Annotated in this window: 17 protein-coding genes and 1 tRNA gene; 8 read left to right on the top strand and 10 right to left on the bottom strand. The window is 63.5% G+C overall.

Features of this window, described 5'->3' with window-relative positions; translation table 11 throughout:
• Window positions 1-40: 40 nt before the first annotated feature.
• The 3 genes from RFM41_RS08660 to RFM41_RS08670 form a co-directional block, all read right to left on the bottom strand.
• Complete coding sequence (locus RFM41_RS08660) at window positions 41-865, bottom strand: carbohydrate ABC transporter permease (protein WP_320247486.1); 825 nt, start codon at window positions 863-865, stop codon at window positions 41-43.
• Window positions 862-1,731 carry a carbohydrate ABC transporter permease gene (locus RFM41_RS08665; RefSeq protein ID WP_320247484.1) on the bottom strand — a complete coding sequence of 290 codons (870 nt, stop codon included), beginning with the start codon at window positions 1,729-1,731 and terminating at the stop codon, window positions 862-864. Before RFM41_RS08665 ends, RFM41_RS08660 begins: the two co-directional genes overlap by 4 nt.
• Window positions 1,732-1,830: 99 nt before the next feature.
• Complete coding sequence (locus RFM41_RS08670) at window positions 1,831-3,063, bottom strand: ABC transporter substrate-binding protein (RefSeq protein WP_320247482.1); 1,233 nt, start codon at window positions 3,061-3,063, stop codon at window positions 1,831-1,833.
• A 172-nt stretch (window positions 3,064-3,235) separates the two neighbouring features.
• Here RFM41_RS08670 and RFM41_RS08675 point away from each other — a divergent pair, with 172 nt between their 5' ends.
• The 3 genes from RFM41_RS08675 to RFM41_RS08685 are packed head-to-tail and all read left to right on the top strand — an operon-like array spanning window position 3,236 to window position 5,967.
• Window positions 3,236-4,006: an SDR family NAD(P)-dependent oxidoreductase gene (locus tag RFM41_RS08675; protein WP_430691518.1), complete on the top strand. Its 771-nt coding sequence runs from the start codon at window positions 3,236-3,238 to the stop codon at window positions 4,004-4,006.
• 2 nt (window positions 4,007-4,008) lie between these two features.
• Complete coding sequence (locus RFM41_RS08680; protein ID WP_320247478.1) at window positions 4,009-5,076, top strand: ABC transporter ATP-binding protein; 1,068 nt, start codon at window positions 4,009-4,011, stop codon at window positions 5,074-5,076.
• Window positions 5,077-5,085: 9 nt separating this feature from the next.
• Window positions 5,086-5,967 (top strand): MurR/RpiR family transcriptional regulator, encoded by an 882-nt coding sequence (locus RFM41_RS08685; protein WP_320247476.1) that lies wholly within the window; start codon window positions 5,086-5,088, stop codon window positions 5,965-5,967.
• Between the two features lie 217 nt (window positions 5,968-6,184).
• Here the strand turns inward: RFM41_RS08685 and RFM41_RS08690 are convergent, their stop codons facing one another.
• Complete coding sequence (locus tag RFM41_RS08690) at window positions 6,185-6,508, bottom strand: DUF167 family protein (protein WP_320247474.1); 324 nt, start codon at window positions 6,506-6,508, stop codon at window positions 6,185-6,187.
• Window positions 6,508-6,807 (bottom strand): YggT family protein, encoded by a 300-nt coding sequence (locus RFM41_RS08695; RefSeq protein ID WP_112129074.1) that lies wholly within the window; start codon window positions 6,805-6,807, stop codon window positions 6,508-6,510. The genes RFM41_RS08690 and RFM41_RS08695 overlap by 1 nt, the downstream gene beginning before the upstream one ends.
• A gap of 166 nt (window positions 6,808-6,973) precedes the next feature.
• Here RFM41_RS08695 and RFM41_RS08700 point away from each other — a divergent pair.
• A tRNA-Ala gene (locus RFM41_RS08700) sits at window positions 6,974-7,049 on the top strand.
• A 90-nt stretch (window positions 7,050-7,139) separates the two neighbouring features.
• Here the strand turns inward: RFM41_RS08700 and RFM41_RS08705 are convergent.
• Window positions 7,140-7,505: a winged helix-turn-helix transcriptional regulator gene (locus RFM41_RS08705; protein WP_320247471.1), complete on the bottom strand. Its 366-nt coding sequence runs from the start codon at window positions 7,503-7,505 to the stop codon at window positions 7,140-7,142.
• A 99-nt stretch (window positions 7,506-7,604) separates the two neighbouring features.
• Here RFM41_RS08705 and RFM41_RS08710 point away from each other — a divergent pair, with 99 nt between their 5' ends.
• Together RFM41_RS08710 and RFM41_RS08715 are read left to right on the top strand one after the other, a co-directional pair.
• The gene (locus RFM41_RS08710) at window positions 7,605-8,351 is read left to right on the top strand and encodes an SDR family NAD(P)-dependent oxidoreductase (RefSeq protein ID WP_320247469.1); all 747 of its coding nucleotides are present in this window, start codon (window positions 7,605-7,607) and stop codon (window positions 8,349-8,351) included.
• Between the two features lie 320 nt (window positions 8,352-8,671).
• Window positions 8,672-9,115, top strand: coding sequence for a lipid-binding SYLF domain-containing protein (locus RFM41_RS08715; protein ID WP_320247467.1), 444 nt, complete (start codon window positions 8,672-8,674; stop codon window positions 9,113-9,115).
• A gap of 304 nt (window positions 9,116-9,419) precedes the next feature.
• Here the strand turns inward: RFM41_RS08715 and RFM41_RS08720 are convergent, their stop codons facing one another.
• On the bottom strand, window positions 9,420-9,764 hold the full coding sequence (locus RFM41_RS08720; RefSeq protein ID WP_320247465.1) for a hypothetical protein: 345 nt from the start codon (window positions 9,762-9,764) through the stop codon (window positions 9,420-9,422).
• A 199-nt stretch (window positions 9,765-9,963) separates the two neighbouring features.
• Window positions 9,964-12,999, bottom strand: a complete 3,036-nt coding sequence (locus tag RFM41_RS08725; protein ID WP_320247463.1) for an AsmA family protein — start codon at window positions 12,997-12,999, stop codon at window positions 9,964-9,966.
• 300 nt (window positions 13,000-13,299) lie between these two features.
• On the opposite strand from RFM41_RS08725, the gene RFM41_RS08730 reads away from it, so the two are divergent.
• Both RFM41_RS08730 and RFM41_RS08735 read left to right on the top strand, forming a co-directional pair.
• Window positions 13,300-13,476 carry a hypothetical protein gene (locus tag RFM41_RS08730; protein ID WP_320247461.1) on the top strand — a complete coding sequence of 59 codons (177 nt, stop codon included), beginning with the start codon at window positions 13,300-13,302 and terminating at the stop codon, window positions 13,474-13,476.
• A gap of 100 nt (window positions 13,477-13,576) precedes the next feature.
• Window positions 13,577-13,762, top strand: a complete 186-nt coding sequence (locus RFM41_RS08735) for a hypothetical protein (RefSeq protein ID WP_320247459.1) — start codon at window positions 13,577-13,579, stop codon at window positions 13,760-13,762.
• Between the two features lie 59 nt (window positions 13,763-13,821).
• Here the strand turns inward: RFM41_RS08735 and RFM41_RS08740 are convergent, their stop codons facing one another.
• Both RFM41_RS08740 and RFM41_RS08745 read right to left on the bottom strand, forming a co-directional pair.
• A complete protein-coding gene (locus RFM41_RS08740; protein WP_320247457.1) occupies window positions 13,822-15,216 on the bottom strand; it encodes a multicopper oxidase family protein in 1,395 nt (464 codons plus the stop codon).
• 130 nt (window positions 15,217-15,346) lie between these two features.
• Complete coding sequence (locus RFM41_RS08745) at window positions 15,347-17,155, bottom strand: ABC transporter ATP-binding protein (protein WP_320247455.1); 1,809 nt, start codon at window positions 17,153-17,155, stop codon at window positions 15,347-15,349.
• Between the last annotated feature and the right edge of the window lie 5 nt (window positions 17,156-17,160).

Consider the following 17,160-nt stretch of genomic DNA (forward strand, 5'->3'; position numbering starts at 1 on the left):
GGAAAACCGCTGCACACTTTTCCTGGAATTGCTGGAATTGCTATTTGACGGCCCCGAGCGCCAATCCGCGGACGAGGTAGCGCTGCAGCCAGATGAAGAGGATCGCCACCGGCAGTGTCGCCAGCAGCGTGGCCGCCATGACATGGTGCCATTCGATCGTATAGCGGCCGGCGACCAGCGAGAAAACCTGGATCGGCAGCGTGTAGCTTTCCTGGCTGCGCAGCATGGTGAGCGCCACGACGAACTCGTTCCAGGCGTTGATGAAGGTGAAGATCGCCGTCACCGCGATCGCCGGCAGGCAGAGCGGCAGGAACACCTTGCGCAGCGTCAGCCAGCGGCCAGCCCCTTCCATCCAGGCCGCCTCCTCGAGGTCGCGCGGGATGGTGTCGAAATAGCTCTGCAGCATCCAGACGGTGAAGGCGACGTTGAAGGCCATGTAGATAAAGCCGAGCGCCGTGGTGCTCTCGACCAGGCCCCAAGCGGCCATCAGACGGAACAGGCCGAGCACCAGCACGATCGGCGAAATCATCTGCGAGATCAGAAGGAACTGGCGGAACGCGCCGTAGCCGGCAAAGCGGAAGCGCGACATCGCATAGGCTGCCGGCACCGAGATGAGGATGGCGCCGATCGTCGCCAGCGCCGAGACATAGAGCGAGTTGAGCAGCGCCTGGCCGAAGCCGGTTGCCACCCACATGTCGGAAAAATTCGACCAGTGGAATTCGCTTGGCCACCAGGTGGGCGAGAGCACTTCGGGCCGTGGCTTGACCGCCGTCAGGAACATCACCGCGAAGGGGAAGATCGTCACCACGATCAGCGGCGCCAGCAGCAGCCAGGCGATGATGGTGCGTTTCATCTTAGGGGTCATGCCCGCTGCTCCCGCATGGCGAGACGCACATAGATCATGGTGAAGACGAGCAGGATAGCGAACATCACCAGAGACACGGCGGAAGCCTCGCCCAGCTTGCCGATGCGGAAGGCGAGCTTGTAGAGATGGGTGACCAATATGTCGGTCGAGTTCGCCGGCCCGCCTTGCGTCATCACCCAGATGATCGGGAAGGAGTTGAAGACATAGATGGTGTTGAGCACGATCGCGATGTTGATGAAGGGTTTCAGGAGCGGAAAGGTGATCTCACGGAACTGCTGGAAAGGCGTTGCGCCTTCAAGGGCCGCTGCCTCATAGAGATCGTCGGGAATCGAGGAGAGGCCGCCGAGGAAGATCGTGGTGGTGAAGGGCACCGTCACCAAAATGCCGATCAGCACCTGCATCGGGAAGGCCGTCTCGGCGCTCGCCAGCCACTGGATGTTCTGGCTGATCAGGCCGAGCTTCATCAGCGCCGAATTCAGCATGCCGCTTTCGCCGTTGAGGGCCCAGCGCCAGACCACCGCGGTCATGGTCAGCGACACCGCCCAGGGCAGCATGATGATGACGCGGGCGAGCCCACGGCCATAAAAATCCATGTTGAGGATCATCGCCACCGGGATCGACAGCAGCAGCGCGCCGCCGACCACCAGAACGGTCCACAGCCCGGTGCGCCAGAGCGCCGCGACGAAGTCGGGGTCGGCGGCAAGCGCCGAGAAATTGGCCAAGCCGCTGAATTCGCGAAGCTGGCCGAAGCGATTCACGTCATGCGTCGATATCTGGACAAGGTCCCAGACCGGCCAGAAGATCACCACCGCCGCGAGGAGCAGGCTGGGCAGCGTCAGCAGGTAGGGCAGGATCCGGCTTTGCATCGGCTGGATGGCACCGTGTTGCAGTGAATATGACTTGCCGGGAAAGTGTGGCGCGCTCCGACGGGGTGGAGCGCGCCACGGGCGCAGGGAGATACGCCCTTATTTCTTCTTGAGCACCGCGTTTGCCTTATCGGCCGCGTCCTTCAAGGCATCTTCCGGCTTGGCGCTGCCGAGATAGATCTTCTGCATGGCGTCGGAGGTGATCTGGGCGATCTCTTCCCAGCCCGGGATGACCGGCGCGAAGCGGGCGTCGGGCAACAGCGCGGTGAAGGCGGCGAGATCGGCATTGTGGACATAATAATCCATCTTCGCCTCCTCCTTGTTCACCGGCAGGAAGCCTTCGCCCTGGGTGAACTTGGCGCGCTGCTCCTTGGTGAACAGGAAGTCGAGCAGCTTCCAGGCCTCGTCCTTGTTCTTGGAGTTCTTGAACATGATGATCGAATCGGTGACGCCATAGGTGCCGCGCGCACCGGTCGGGCCGGCGGGGATGGCAGCGACGCCGTATTTCAGGTTCGGCGCCTCTTCCTTGATCTGGTTGGACAGGAAGGGTGCGGTGATCATCATGCCGACCTTGCCCTGCTTGAACAGGTTCTGCACGTCCTCGCGGTTGTTCGAGGTGACGCCGGGTTCGGTCAGACCCTCGTCGATCATCGACTTATAGAGCTTGGCGGCTTCGAGCGCGCCGGGCGTGCTCAGGCCGGACGTGCCGTCCTTGTTGAGGATCTCGGTGCCCTGCGACCACATCGCATAATAGTAATAGACGTCGGTCTCGATCTCCTTGCCCTGCAAGCCGAAGCCGAAGGCGCCGATCGCCTTGATCTTGCGGGCGTCTTCCTGCAGCTCGGTCCAGGTGGCCGGCGGCTTGGCGATGCCGGCCTTCTCGAACAGCTCCTTGTTGTAATACATGGCGCGTGCGGAAGCCGCGATCGGCAGGCCGTAGGTCTTGCCGTCCATGATCGAGGGCTGCAGGAAGGTGTCGATGAAGCGGTCCTTGAATTCAGGCTTGATGTAGCTGTCGAGCGGCTCGGCGACATCCTGCTGCACGAAATCGATCAGCCAGCGCGTGCCGATGATCGAGAGATCGGCGTTGGTGCCGGCGGTGATGTCGGTGGTGAGCTTCTGCAAGAGCACATCCCACGGCACCACTTCATACTTGATGGTGATGCCGGGATTGGCGGCCTCGAATTCCTTCTTCACCTCTTCGAAATAGGGGCCGGTCTTGGCGCTGTATTCGGCGACGGTGACGCGCACCTCGCCGGCATCGGCGGGTGCTGCAAAAGCCAGCATGCTCATTCCGGCCAACAGGCCGACAGTCCATTTCGCAAGGCTCATCTGATTTCCTCCCATGATGCGCATTCGCGCCTGGCCTTATTGGCGCAGGATTTATGTTACTTTCCTACATTATCGATGGTTTTGCCCAATGCAAGCAGTTTATCATGTTGCTAAATTACATTTTGTTGGATAGCGTTCCATGCTGTCTGACATGGCGGGAGGAGCGCGTATCGTGGTGTCAAAGGCCGAGTTCGAAGGCAAAACCGTAGTCGTCACGGGCGCCGGCGGCGGCCTCGGCTCGGCGATCGTTGAGCTCTTGGCCGGCCGCGGCGCGCGCATCGTCGGCTGCGACCAGTCGGCGGAAGCGCTGGCCAGCCCGCATATCGCCTCCCGCCACGCCTTCAACCTGCTCGACCGCGCCTCGATCGAAGCGGCGATCCCCGCTTTGCTCGACAAGGACGGCGTCCCCGACATCCTGATCAACAATGCCGGCTGGACGCGCGCCGAAACGTTGAAGGCGCTCACGGCGGAGAAGATCGAAGAGGAGCTCGACCTCAATTTGACCGGCGTGATGACTTTCGCGGATCCGCTGATCAAGGCGATGGCCAAGCGCGGTTCGGGCAGCGTTGTCTTCATCTCCTCGGTCAATGCGATTTCGCATTTCGGCAACCCGGCCTATGCCGCAGCCAAGGCCGGCATCAACGCCTATGCCAAATCCATCGCCGTCGAGCTCGGCCGCAGCGGGTTGCGCGCCAACGTCGTCTGCCCAGGCTCGATCCGCACCGCCGCCTGGGACCATCGCCTGGCCAAGGATCCCGAGATCCTCGGCCGGCTGAAGCGGCTCTATCCGCTCGGCCGCATCGTCAACGCTTCCGAAGTGGCGGAAGCCGTGGCCTTCCTTGCCTCCGAGCGCGCTTCCGGCGTAACAGGTGCCGTGGTGCCCGTGGATGCCGGCCTGACAGCCGGCTACCTGCCTTTCATCGACGATATATTGGGAGCGTGACCATGACCGACGTCCAGTTCCGCAACCTGTCGAAATCCTTCGGCCAGCACAAAATCCTCGAGGACATCAATCTCGACATCAAAAGCGGCGAATTCGTCGTGCTGGTCGGCCCGTCCGGCTGCGGCAAGTCCACCCTTTTGCGCATGCTGGCCGGGCTCGAAACGATCACCTCCGGCGACCTCGTCATCGGCGGCACGCGTGCCAACGACCTGCCGCCGCAGAAGCGCAACATCGCCATGGTGTTCCAGTCCTATGCGCTCTTCCCACATCTGAAGGCCTCGGAAAATATCGGCTTCGGCCCGAAGATCCGCGGCGAGAACCGCGCCGCGATCGACGACAAGGTCAAGAAGGCGTCGGGCGTGCTCAACCTCTTCTCCTATCTCGACCGCTATCCAAGGCAGTTGTCCGGCGGCCAGCGCCAGCGCGTCGCCATGGGTCGCGCCATCGTGCGCGAGCCTTCGGTGTTCCTGTTCGACGAGCCGCTCTCCAATCTTGACGCGCAACTGCGCGTGCAGATGCGCACCGAGATCAAGGCGCTGCACCAGCGGTTGAAATCGACCATCGTCTACGTCACCCACGACCAGATCGAGGCGATGACCATGGCCGACCGCATCGTGGTGATGGATCGCGGCCGCATCCAGCAGGTCGGCCAGCCGCTGGAGCTCTATGACCGGCCGGCCAACAAGTTCGTCGCCGGCTTCATCGGCTCGCCGTCGATGAGCTTTGTCTCCGGCGCGCTGAAGACGGCCGGGGCCAATTCGTGGTTCGAGACGAAAGGCGGCGGCCGGCTGGCGCTGTCGGGCAAGACTGCTTCCGGCGGCGAGACCGTCGAAGTCGGCATCAGGCCCGAGCATTTCGTGGTCGGCGCCGGCGACGATGCCATCGCCATCAAGGTCGATGTCGTCGAGCCGACCGGTTCGGAAACGCATGTCTACGGCTTGGTTGGCGACGACACGGTGCGCGCGGTGTTCCGCGACCGGCTGCAGGTGAAGCCGGGCGACCGGCTGCCGGTGAGCGTCGACCCGCGCAACATCCACCTGTTCGACAAGGCGACGGGCCTGCCGCTGTGAGATGACGAGATGAGGAGCCCGGCCGACATCATCACCCGCCTGCAACTGATGTCGCAGGACGGCACCAAGTCGGACCGCCGGCTGGCGGGCTTGGTGCTTTCGGATCTCGATTTCGCCTCCAAGGCCGCGATCTCGGAGATCGCCGCGCGCGTCGGCGTCAGTGAGCCTACCGTCACCCGCTTCTGCCGCAATCTCGGTTGCGAGGGGTTGCGCGATTTCAAGTTCTATTTGGCGCAGGCGATCGCCATAGGCGGCCAGTATCTGTCGCCCGAGCCGCTTAGCCGCGACGCGCGCGAGCAGCGCATCGCCTCGGCGATAACCGAGGCGGCGATCGCCGCCATCCAGCGCGCCAGCGAAAACCTCGACATGACGACGCTGATGGATGTCGCCGCGCGCATCGCCGCCTCGGGCAACGTGCTCTGCCTCGGCTCCGGCGGCATCTCCTCGATGATGGCGACCGAGATGCAGAACCGGCTGTTCCGGCTCGGCCTCTCAGCGCTCGCCCAGACCGACGGGCAGCTGCAGCGCATGTATGCCGCCGTCGCCACGCCGGAGACGACGCTGCTTGCCTTCTCCGTCTCTGGCTATGCCCGCTCGGTGATCGAAGCCGTCGAGGTCGCCCAGCAATATGGCGCCGCCACCGTCGCCATCACCGCGCCGGACTCGGCCTTGGCCAAGGTCGCCGACACGGTCATCCTTCTCCAGCCCGTCGAGGACGGCAACATCTACAAGCCGACCTCGTCGCGCTACGCGCTTCTGGCCATCGTCGACATGATCGCCACCACGGTGGCGGAATCGCGCGGGCCGAAAGTCCTGGAGAATTTGCGCCGCATCAAGCAGAGCGTGAACACGCTGAAGGTGGACGATCCAAAGCTGCCGCTGGGCGATTGAAGCGGTTGTAGCGGCTTGCGCCGTCAAAGCTGGCGATCCTTCGCGCCCCCCTCTGGCCTGCCGGCCATCTCCCCCACGAGGGGGGAGATCAGATGTCACTCCGGCTTTCGCCAATCTCCAACATTGCAGAATGAACGGGGGCGCCGAAACTGCCAATCTCCCCCCTTGTGGGGGAGATGTCCGGCAGGACAGAGGGGGGCGCTGTCCCGCCTGCGTCTCAATTTTTTGGGTTCCTGGAAAGAGCCTCGACGCTCTTCGCCAGCTCCGCCGCATCGCCCGCGATCCGCAGCGTCTTCAGCCGCGAGGTGCCGCCGGCAACCACCGAAACGGCCGATACCGGAACGCCCAGCGCCTTCGCCATCATCCGTTCCAGCGCCTGATTGGCGGCGCCGTGCTCCGGCACGGCGCGTACGCGCGCCTTGAGGTGACTGCGGCCGTCGGCGGCGGTATCGAGGCCGTCGATCCGGTCGAGCGCCGCTTTCGGCGTCAGCCGCACGAAAAGGTCGATGCCGTTCTCGCGCGGCCGAAACGGCGTGCTCATCAGCCGCCGGTCACAACCCAGGACCAAACGGTGGTGACCAGGAACTGCCGGATGAAGAAAAGGATCAGCAGCAGGATGATCGGCGAAATGTCGATGCCGCCGAGATCGGGCATGAAGCGGCGGATCGGGCGCAGCGCCGGCTCGGTCAGCCGATAGAGCATGTTGCCGACGCTGCCGACGAACTGGTTGCGCGAGTTGACGACATTGAAGGCGTAGAGCCAGGAAAAGATCGCCGAGGCGATGATGATCCACCAGTAGATATCAAGCGCCATGACGATGGTCTGAATAAGGGCGATCATGCCGGTCTCCAAATTGTCGCCGACATGTAGCCATTGCCAGGCGCGCGGGCAAGGCCCGCGGGCTCGGCGAGCCGGCACAAGGCCCGCCTGCCTCGGCGTGGCGTCAGGCCATCGTTTCGCCTTGACATCAAACGGCCGCGACCGATACAAGCCCATCCGCTGGAACGGGGCTGTAGCTCAGCTGGGAGAGCGCATCGTTCGCAATGATGAGGTCAGGGGTTCGATCCCCCTCAGCTCCACCAGCCAGCACACACACGTCATTTCAGCATAAGAGTGCAGATTTATAGCCTACCCAGCTACGGTTCGACCCTTGCCGGCAGCTATCCGGTAAGTTAGGCGACTTTCGCCACCTTGGACGCGCCGCGGCGTGACACGAGGTTTTCGACTTCGATCAGATGTTCCGTACCCCAGGCGCAGAGCGGCTTCAAAGCTCCGGCGAGGGTCTGACCGAACGCAGTGAGGGAATACTCGACTTTCGGCGGAATTTCCTTGAAGTCGAGCCGATCGACGATCCCATCCGCTTCCAGTTCCTTGAGTTGCTGGATAAGCATTTTGTCACTGACGTTTCCGATGGCGCGCCTCAGGTCGCCATAGCGTCGGGCTTCGTGGGAAAGATGGAACAGGATCAAAGGTTTCCACTTGCCGCCGATGACAGCCAGCGCAGCGTCCAGCCCACAGATAAAGTCAGGTGCGGCCATTTCGCATGCTCCAATCTAGTACTTACCAAAAGGTGCATACTAGAAGAAAAGAAGGCAAGCGTCTATTTCGAAAGAGTGATCATTCTCTAGGAGATCGAAATGGGCAGACTTGAAGGCAAAATCGCCGTCATAACCGGAGGCAACAGCGGCATCGGTCTGGCGACCGCCAAACGGTTTGTGGCGGAAGGCGCCGAGGTTTTCATCACCGGCCGTCGCCAGGAGGAGTTGGACAGGGCGGTAGAAGCGATCGGCTCCGGGGTGACGGCGGTACAGGGCGACATTTCGCGTATGGACGACCTCGATCGGCTGTTTGCGAAGGTGCGCGCGAAGAGTGGACGGATAGACGTTCTGTTCGCCAATGCTGGACTCGGCCAGTTTGCCCCGCTGGGCGCTATCGACGAGGCGTCGTTCGATTTGACGTTCGACGTCAACGTCAAGGGAACACTGTTCACGGTGCAAAAGGCGCTGCCGCTTATGCGGGCCAGCGGATCCATCATCCTCACAGGGTCGACCACGGGCTCGATGGGAACGCCTGCGTTCAGCGTCTACAGCGCGACCAAGGCCGCAATCCGCAATTTTGCCCGAAGCTGGGCACTGGACCTGAAGGGGACCGGCATCCGCGTCAACGTGCTCTCTCCCGGCTCCACCGAGACGCCCGGCGTCAAGGGCTTGGCGACGCCGGGAGAGGAAGACGCGTTGCTGGCGGGCTTCGCCGCTCAGACGCCGCTCGGGCGTGTTGCACAGCCCGAGGAGACGGCGGCTGTGGCGCTCTTCCTTGCCTCGGATGAAAGCAGCTTCATGACAGGTAGCGAGGTCTTCGTTGACGGCGGAGCCGCGCAAGTCTGACGGCAGATCGAATCCCCGCCCCGAGCGACGTTCCAGTAATCTGGGGCTCGCTCTGCTCCAGCTTATGGCGGACTGGGTAGGATTCGAACGCTACGTCGTAACAATCAGCTGGCACTCGAACGTGTCATGGACAATTCCGCTTTTAGAGGTTAGCCGGCACAAGCCTGTGCTTCTCATCGCTTCGCTCAGCATTTTGTGACCGCCGGATTTCGGTCCGCGTGCTTGGAACCAATGGCGGGGCAAGACGGTTCAGCTATAGTTTTGCAGCTGATATGCCCCGGCCGGCTGGGTAAGCCGCGATGCTCGAGGAGGTTCCCGTCATGCAGATCTCGTCCAGGTTCCGTTCAGTCGCGGTCGCGGCAATCGCCGCGGCGGGCGTGAGCATCGCCAGCGCCGCGCATGCCGACAGCGGCACGATCCGCTTTTCCGTCTACAAGGCGGCCTTCTTCATCGGCGGCTCCGGCGGCGACGGCACGCTGACCTTCCATGGCAAACGCTATCCGATCTCCGTCGGCGGCATCTCGGGCGGCCTCGCCTTCGGGGCGTCCAAGACCTATTTCCAGGGCAGGGTGCGCCACATCCGCCGCGCCAGCGATGTGACGGGCGTCTATGGAGCTGCCGGCGGCGGCGGCGCGCTGGGCAGAGGCGCCCAGGTGATCGTCATGACCAATGACAAGGGCGCCCAGCTCGAGCTCACCGGCAGGCAGGTCGGCCTGCAGGTCAATGCCGATCTCAGCGGCATGAGCATCGCGCTGAAGCGCTAGGGCCGGAACCGCGTCCGCTATTCCTGGACGGTCAGGCGTTGCCCGGGCGCGCAGTGTCAGCGACAAGATCGCGCCGGGCAGGGCAAAGCGCGTCGCGCTGAACCGGATTCAGGCAACGCGCTTTAAGTCTTTGCTTTGATGCATGTCGTCGTCCCAGAACCGCTGCGCACTTCTGGGCGACATGCATTAGGCGGGGAACCTCATCGACCTCTCGGCCGACCCCGCCGGACCGATGGCGGGGTGTTCCCGGTGAATGAATAGCGGGCGTGTACGCACCCTGCTTGCTAACGAAGGGCGGCTCGCCTCAATCGTCCTGATTATCCCAATTATCCCAATTGTCTTCGTCCGGCGGCCGATAGTCGGGAACAACCCGGATAATCGGCCGTGGACGCTCATAGCGCCAGTAATACTCGTCCGGCGGCTGCGGCTCATAGGTGCGGTAGGCGGGGCGGTAGTAATGGTGGCGCTTCCAGTGCTTGTGCTTCTTATGCGGCCGCACGCAGTAACCGTCGTCGGTCAGGTAGGCGCATGTCACGCGCGCCTGTTGCACAAGGCTGCCTCCATCCGGGATATCCATCATCGGCGCCGCATGGACAGCGGCCATCGGCGCCAGCATGGCGCCAGCAAGGGCAAGAACGGATAATTTCATCGACCTCTCCTTCGTCTCCGGCTCAAAGGCCGGAAAACCTCCGGATTGGGGACGATTTGGGGCAGCCGGCGATCACTTTGATTTTCCGCCGCACATATGAGCGTTAGATCATGCGTTCCCGCGGCCCGGCTTGAATCCTGCTTTCGGGTTGGTTGCGCGGGGCATCCGGTGCCTTCACACCGCGAGCAAACCGGGCGAATCAGTTGGCCAACTGATCGAGAAGCGTGTCTATTTCGCCTTTCTTCGGCGTTTCGGGTGAGGCAGGAGCGGTTTGCGGGTCGGCGGGAGCGGGCTCGGCCGCCGGCACAGCGGTATCGGCTTCGGCCTCGCCATCCGCGTTCGAACTCGGCGGCGGCGCCGCATTCTCCGCATTGCCGGCCTCTGGCGCCACGGCTGGCTCGGGAGCAGTGGGCGGGGTTTTGGGGCGAGGCGCGGCGTTGCGCAGAAGATCGCCGATCAGATCCGCCGCTCCCTTGCCTGAGCCGTCGCCGTTCGAGTTCGTTTGGCCTGGGATCAGCTTGTCTAGGTTCAGTTTTCCAGTTGGCAGCCCAAGGCGGCTCAACATGTCCAGCGCGCCCTGCGGGTCTTTGGCCAAGGCGCTCAGATCCGGATAGGCCCGGGGCGCGAACAGCGGGCCTTGAACCACGATCGGCACCCCGATGCCCTTCACGGCGACGTCGCCTCCCTGCCCGGCAAGCGAAGCAACGACGCGGGGGTTGAGACGGATGTCGAGCGTCTGGTCGGCGAAGTCTATCTTGCCCGAGCCGTCCATTCGCACCAGCGGACCCAGCAGGCTGATGTCCGTGGTTTGGGCGACGCCCTCCGCGATTGCGAATGAGGCTCCGAGTTCGGTGAATGTCGTCTTCTTGGTCTGATCCTGCTTGAAGCCGCTGGCGAGCAACCCGACCAGGTTGTTGTAGACCTCCGCAATGTCGATGCCGCGGAAGGCGCCGTTGCTGAATTTTGCCGCTGCCTTGCCGCCGAGGGAACGGGCAAGCGATTTCGTGGTCTTTCCCGACCCTGAGACCGCGACCGTCGCATTGAGCGTTCCTTCGATGCGGTCGAAATCCGCCGCATCATGAAGCAAGGGAGCCGCGGCCGCGCCGGCGATCGCCGTGTTCAGGTTCAGGGAAGCGGCGTCGCGGGAGCCGTCAGCTGTCATTTCCGCGGCAATCGTGCCGCCGTAGAAGGGGCTTTGCGGCACGCTCAGGTGAGCCTTCCCATCAGCCACCGTAAGGGTGGTCGCCACCGGCCCGGCGAAGACCTTTCCATAGCCGAGCTTGTCGGCCTGGATATCCACCTTGGCATCAATTCCCTTGAGGAAGGAGAGATCGATTGGCGCGTCGGCGGCGCCGTTCGCTTTCTGCTTTCCTTCCGCCGTAGCCTCGCCGCCGCCGGCGAACGCCGCGAAGTCCAGTTTCGCGAATTTGAGCGACGTGCGGATGTTGAGCGGCTCGCCAAGTTTCATCGAGCCCTGGCCCGACGCCTTGACGCCGTTCAAGCCAATAGCGGCCTTCTGGAAGGAAAGCTGTCCTGACCCGGCGTCCACGTCACCTTTGAAAGCAAAGTCCTGCAGACCGCGGGAAGCACCCTGCCCCAGCCATTGCATGAGCTTGTCGACCGAGGCCGACGTGACTGAAGCCTGACCCTTGAACGTGCCGCCGCCTCCAACAACGCCGCTTATGCTGCCTTCCAGGTATTTGGAGGAAACCGAAAGGATGATCGGCCCGGATGCATCGGCAACGGAACCACTGGCCATAAAGGATGCAGGCGCGACCTGGGACTTGAACGTCACGGCCTGTCCCCGCCAGGCGAGCTTGCCCGTCAAATCGACCGGCTTGCCGACATCGTGAACTTTCGCGTCAAGATTGAGCCCGGTGATGTTGTCGGCCGTTGGGGCATCGGCAAGTGCTGAAAGTGGGAGCTTGCCCTCCCGAATCCCGACCGTTCCCTGCAGATTGACGCTGCTGCGTATGCGCTCGGCGGTAAGTCCGCGAAAAGCGAACCCCATATCGGCGGTCAGCTTGCCAGACAACGGCACGGATTGTCCGGCCAGCTTCGCTATCGAGTCGATGTCCAGCCCTGAACTCGCAACATTGCCCCGTATGGTCGGAGGTGTTTCACCGACATCCGTCGAGACTTTCGCGGTGAGATTTCCCGCATCGAGGCCGAAGTGCTCCAACTTTGCTTCGAGATGTCCATCACGCAACGTCGCGGCGAGCTGGACATCGGCAGCCCGTATCTTGCCGCCGACCAATTCATCGATCGCGACGCTGATGTCGGCGTCGAAGGCAGACAGCATCGCGAGGTCGGGCTCGCCGGAACCGGCCGAAGCCTTGGCTCCGCTGGAACCGCCCTTTCCAAGATCACTCAAGGCGTCGATATCGACGTGCTTTGCCGCCAGGTCGGCGAAGAAGTGATGCCGAGCCCCCGGCTGAAAGAGCGCGTCCATCTGGAAACTCTGGTCGCCGACATCGAACTTTCCGCCCTTGATCTGATAGCTGCCATTGCCGTTGAGCTGGATCTCGCCGCTCGCCTGCAAGGAAGAGAATTTGGGAACCGGCGCCGGGTCGAGCCGCGCCTCGATGGCGATCTGGGCCGGCAGCCGTTTCAGGATCGGCCGCAACGCGGAAAGGCTTCCGCTCATTTCGATGCGACGGCCGCCGCTGGTGCCGGCCAATGAAAACGAGACCTCCCGGTCGAGGTCCGGAACCCTCAGATCGGCGTCGATTGCCGTCACCCTGGCGGCATTGCCGGGCGAAGCACCTGAGGTAAGGGTGCCATTCGTTATCGTCAGTTGGTTGATCGCCAGCCGCTCGAGCGTATCGACAATCGCCGCGAACGGATCGGCCTCAACATCCTTCGGTTCTGCAGGCGACGACGCGTTTGCCGAAGCCTTGAGCGCGATAGTCGGAGCCGCCAGAGCGACGGACTGTATCTCAAGCTTTTTCGACCATAGCGACGACAGCGTTATCGACGTCGAGAACCGCGGGGCGGATATCGCGATGTCGCCCGTGCCGGTCGAGAGCGAGATATCGTTCGCGACCACCGCCAGCCTGGGCAGCAGCGACAGCCTGACAGGTCCGTCCAGCCGAATTGTCATTCCGGTTGCGGATGACATTTGCCGGCTCAATTCGGCACGAACCCAGTCGGTTGAAACAAGAGCGGGCAAAAGGAAGAGCAGCCCGACGACAAGAACAACAGCTACGGTGAGTGCAGCGACGATTTTTCTCACATCGACCAGCCAAAATGATCGGAAGAATCAATATCGTTAAGCATACATGCTTCTGGCGCCCGACTGAATCCTGCCCAACCAGGGGCTTTGCGCCGAACGAATTTCCCGACAGCTCCACGGGTTCGCCGACGTTTCGCCGCAAGCCCTTACGGCCAGCCCATTTGCATGCAAATGTTTCCAGACCCGCATGTCTTGGAAACGATCAGCCGGTTTCCGAGCCATTGCCGCGAAACGGACCGGGCGCATTCATTCCGCGTCCGACGGCGCTGACGTCGTCTCACCGGAACAGGGGAATGCGAAATGTCCATGCTTGGAAATCTCGGCCGCTCCATCATGCGCCAGCATAACGACGCCAAAACCAGAAGCCTTATGAACAGCCTGTTGCCCGAGCTGCAGAGGGACATCGGCTGGGAGGCCGCGCCGGGCACGCGCGAAAAGGCGCGGCTCGCGCAGGTCGTCTTCGCCGGCACGCGCTGAGCGGAATAGCGCCCTTCGTTGCAGCAAGGGCTTTTCCTGACCCGGACCCGCCACGCCATACGACAGCGACATGTCAGCCATCCCGATGGAGGAAATGCCAATGTCAGTGCTTGGAATCCTGCTCCATTTCACCCGCGCGGTCGTCCTCGCGCACTACAACGCCAAGGTCAGAAACCTGATGGAGGCGATGCCGCCCGAAGCCCGGAAGGGCGCAAGGCGGCAAGAGCCGGCAAGTGCCCTTGAAGAGGAGTGCTCCGACCGGCCCGTCCATCACGGAGGGCGCTGACGCGGCGCGCCGCGGCCAGACCGTGGTCTGGATTGCACCTCGCCCATGCGGGGCGCTCTTCACACCACCCGGAAGTAACTCGTCATGCCTGTCTTCTGGTGCTCGATGATGTGGCAATGCAGCAGCCAGTCGCCGGGATTGTCGGCGACGAAGCCAAGCTGGACCTTCTCATTGGGCAGGATCAGATAGGTGTCGGAGACCAGCGGCTGGACCGCCCTGGTCGATGACGACAGCACCTTGAAGCTCATGCCGTGCAAATGGATCGGGTGCGCGTGCGGCGTGAGGTTCTCCATGTCGATGATGTAGCTCTGGCCGAGCTTCAGTTCGGCGAGCGGCGCCGTCGGGTCCGGCGTGTCGCCCGGCCACGGCACCTTGTTGATCGCCCAGAAACTGTAGCCGAGCGAGCCGCAAATGCTGTCGGCCGCGACGTTTTCCGCCGTGGCGCTCAGCGCCAGCGGAATGCGCTTGGCGCCATCGACATCGAGTTCTGCCACCGGATTGGCTTCGAGCGGGCCGACGTCGCGCAATTCGTGCTTGAGCGATTTACCGACTGAGCGCAGCGTCGCCAGTATCTTGGGCTTAGTGCCCCTGACGTCGCGCAAGCTGACGATCGCGCCTTCCTCGTCGGGCATGCGGATGGCGAGCTCCAGCCGCTGGCCAGGTCCCAATTGCAAGGCATCCGGCGTGAAACGCTGCGGCACCGGGTTGCCGTCGAGCGCGATGACCGTCGCCTCGGCGCCGTCGACGCGGAAGGCATAGATGCGGGTGACGTCGGTGATGGCGGCGCGCAGCCGCACCAGCCCGCCGGCCGGCGCGTCGAATTGCGGCTGGTCGAGCCAATTGGCGGTGCGCACCGTGCCGAAGGTGCCTGCCTTGGCCGCGTCGCGCGGCCGGAACGGATCGATGAACTGGCCGTCGTCGCCGAGCCGCCAGTCGCGCAGGTTGACGACCATCTCGACATCGAAGACCGGATCGTTCGGGTTCTCGACCACGATCACGCCGGTCAGGCCGTGGCCCATCTGGATCAGCGTGTTGCAATGCGGGTGGTACCAGAAGGTGCCGGCGTCGGGCGGCGTGAAGGCATAGTCGAAATGGTCGCCCTGATAGACATAGGGCTGCACCATGAACGGCACGCCGTCCATCTTGTTGGGAACGCGGACGCCATGCCAGTGGATCGTCGTCGGATCGTCGATGCCGTTGATCAGCCGCGCCGCGAACGGCTCGCCCTTCCTCATCCTGACGACCGGCGGCATGCCCGTTTCGCCATAGGTCAGCACGTTCTTCGTCGGCGCGCCCTGCATCAGCTGCGCCTCGATGCTCGCGGTCTTCAGGATCAGCGATTCGGGCTTCGGCGCCGCCCAGCCGGCAAACTTGCCGGCGGCGGAGAGGCCGATGCCGGCCGCGCCGGCCGCTGCGGCGCCTTGCAGGAGTTTGCGGCGTGTGAGGGCCGGCATTGGAATCCCGAATAGATGAGTAGCTGCGTCAGGCTTTATCATCATTCGGGCAGTTTCCGAAACGGACAGATCGCCGCTCCGAGAACCGATCAAATTCCAAGCTGAAGGTTGGCGAATAGCGCGGGCCGTATCAATCCGCGACCGCGGCAAGATGTCCGCCGCCAAAATCCTTGAGCAGCAGTTTCGGCACGCTTTCGCCGATCCGCCGCGTCGCGCTCGGGATTTCGCGGTCGAGACGGGCAAAGCGTGTCCGGCGCCGTGCTGGATCGGGAACCGGCACCGCCTCGATGAGCCGCCGCGTGTAGGGATGGCGGGGGTTAGAGAAGACCTGGTCGCGGCTGCCGATTTCGACGATCTGGCCGAGATACATGACGGCGACGCGGTCGGAGATGTTCTCGACCACGGCCATATCATGCGAGATGAAGAGATAGGCGACGCCGAATTCGCGCTGCAGCTCCTTCAAAAGATCGAGCACGCGCGCCTGCACCGAGACATCGAGCGCCGACACGCTCTCGTCGGCGATGATCAGCTTCGGCCGCAGCGCCAGCGCGCGGGCGATGCAGATGCGCTGGCGCTGGCCGCCCGAGAATTCATGCGGATAGAGCTCCATCTGGTCTGACGACAGGCCGACCCGCTCGAACAAGGCGGCCACGCGCTCGCGGCGCTCCTGCTTCGAGCCGATGCCATGGATGAGCAACGGCTCGGCCACCAGATCGCCGACGCGCATGCGCGGGTCGAGCGAGGCGTAAGGATCCTGGAACACCATCTGCACGTCGCGCCGCACGGCCTTGCGCGCATCGCCGGCAAGCCCGGAGAGCTCGCGGCCGCCGATCGTGACGCCGCCGGTATAGGGCACCAGGCCGGCAAGCGCCTTGGCGGTGGTGGATTTGCCGCAGCCGGATTCGCCGACCAGAGCCAGCGTCTCGTTCGGCGCGATCGAGAAGGAGACGCCCTCGACGGCGTGCACCCGCCGGGTGACGCGGCCGAAGAAGCCGCCATGCAGGTCGAAGCGGACATGAAGGTCGTTCACCACCGCCACCTTGTCCCGCCCGGCCACGCCGGCGGCCTCGGCCGTGTCGCGCCGTCCGGCGCCCGAGCCGATGCGCGGAACCGCGGCGAGGAGCTCTTGCGTGTAGGCTGCCCGCGGCCTGGCGAAGATATCGGCGGTGGTGCCTTCCTCGACCATGCGGCCATTGCGCATGACGATGACGCGATCGGCCATTTCGGCTACGACACCCATGTCGTGGGTGATCAGGATGACGCTGGTGCCATGCTGGCGCTGCAGGTCGCGCAGCAGCTCCAGCACTTCGCCCTGGACCGTCACGTCGAGCGCCGTCGTCGGTTCGTCGGCGATCAGCACGTCGGGCTCGAGCGCCAGCGCCATGGCGATCATCACCCGCTGGCGCATGCCGCCCGACAATTCGTGCGGAAACTGCTTTAGCCGGCTTTCGGCTTCCGAAATCCGAACCGCCTTCAGCGCTTCGACGGCGCGCCGCTGCGCCTCGGCGTGGGAGAGACCGGTATGCGCCTCGATCGATTCGGTAAGCTGCCGGCCGATCGACAGCACCGGATTGAGCGAGGTCATCGGCTCCTGGAAGATCATGGCGATGCGATCGCCGCGAATGTCGCGCATGCGCCGTTCGTCGAGAGCCGTCAGCTCGACGGCGCCGCGATCCTTGTCGTGGAGCCGGATCGTCCCGGAAACGATGCGGCCGGCCGGTTGCGGCAGGAGCCGCATGATCGCCAGCGCCGTCATCGATTTGCCGGAGCCGGACTCGCCGGCGATGCACAGCGTCTCGCCGCGTTTGAGCGACAGCGACAGGCCGGACACCACCTCGCGCTCGCCATCCTCGCCGCGCACGCCAACGCAGAGGCCGGTGATTTCGAGCACCGGCCCCACGGCCGCCTTGCCGGCGGCGTCGGCGTGTTTGTCGACCATGCCTG

Origin of the sequence: Mesorhizobium vachelliae, from assembly GCF_033977325.1 — a bacterium.
Classification (GTDB): domain Bacteria; phylum Pseudomonadota; class Alphaproteobacteria; order Rhizobiales; family Rhizobiaceae; genus Mesorhizobium; species Mesorhizobium vachelliae.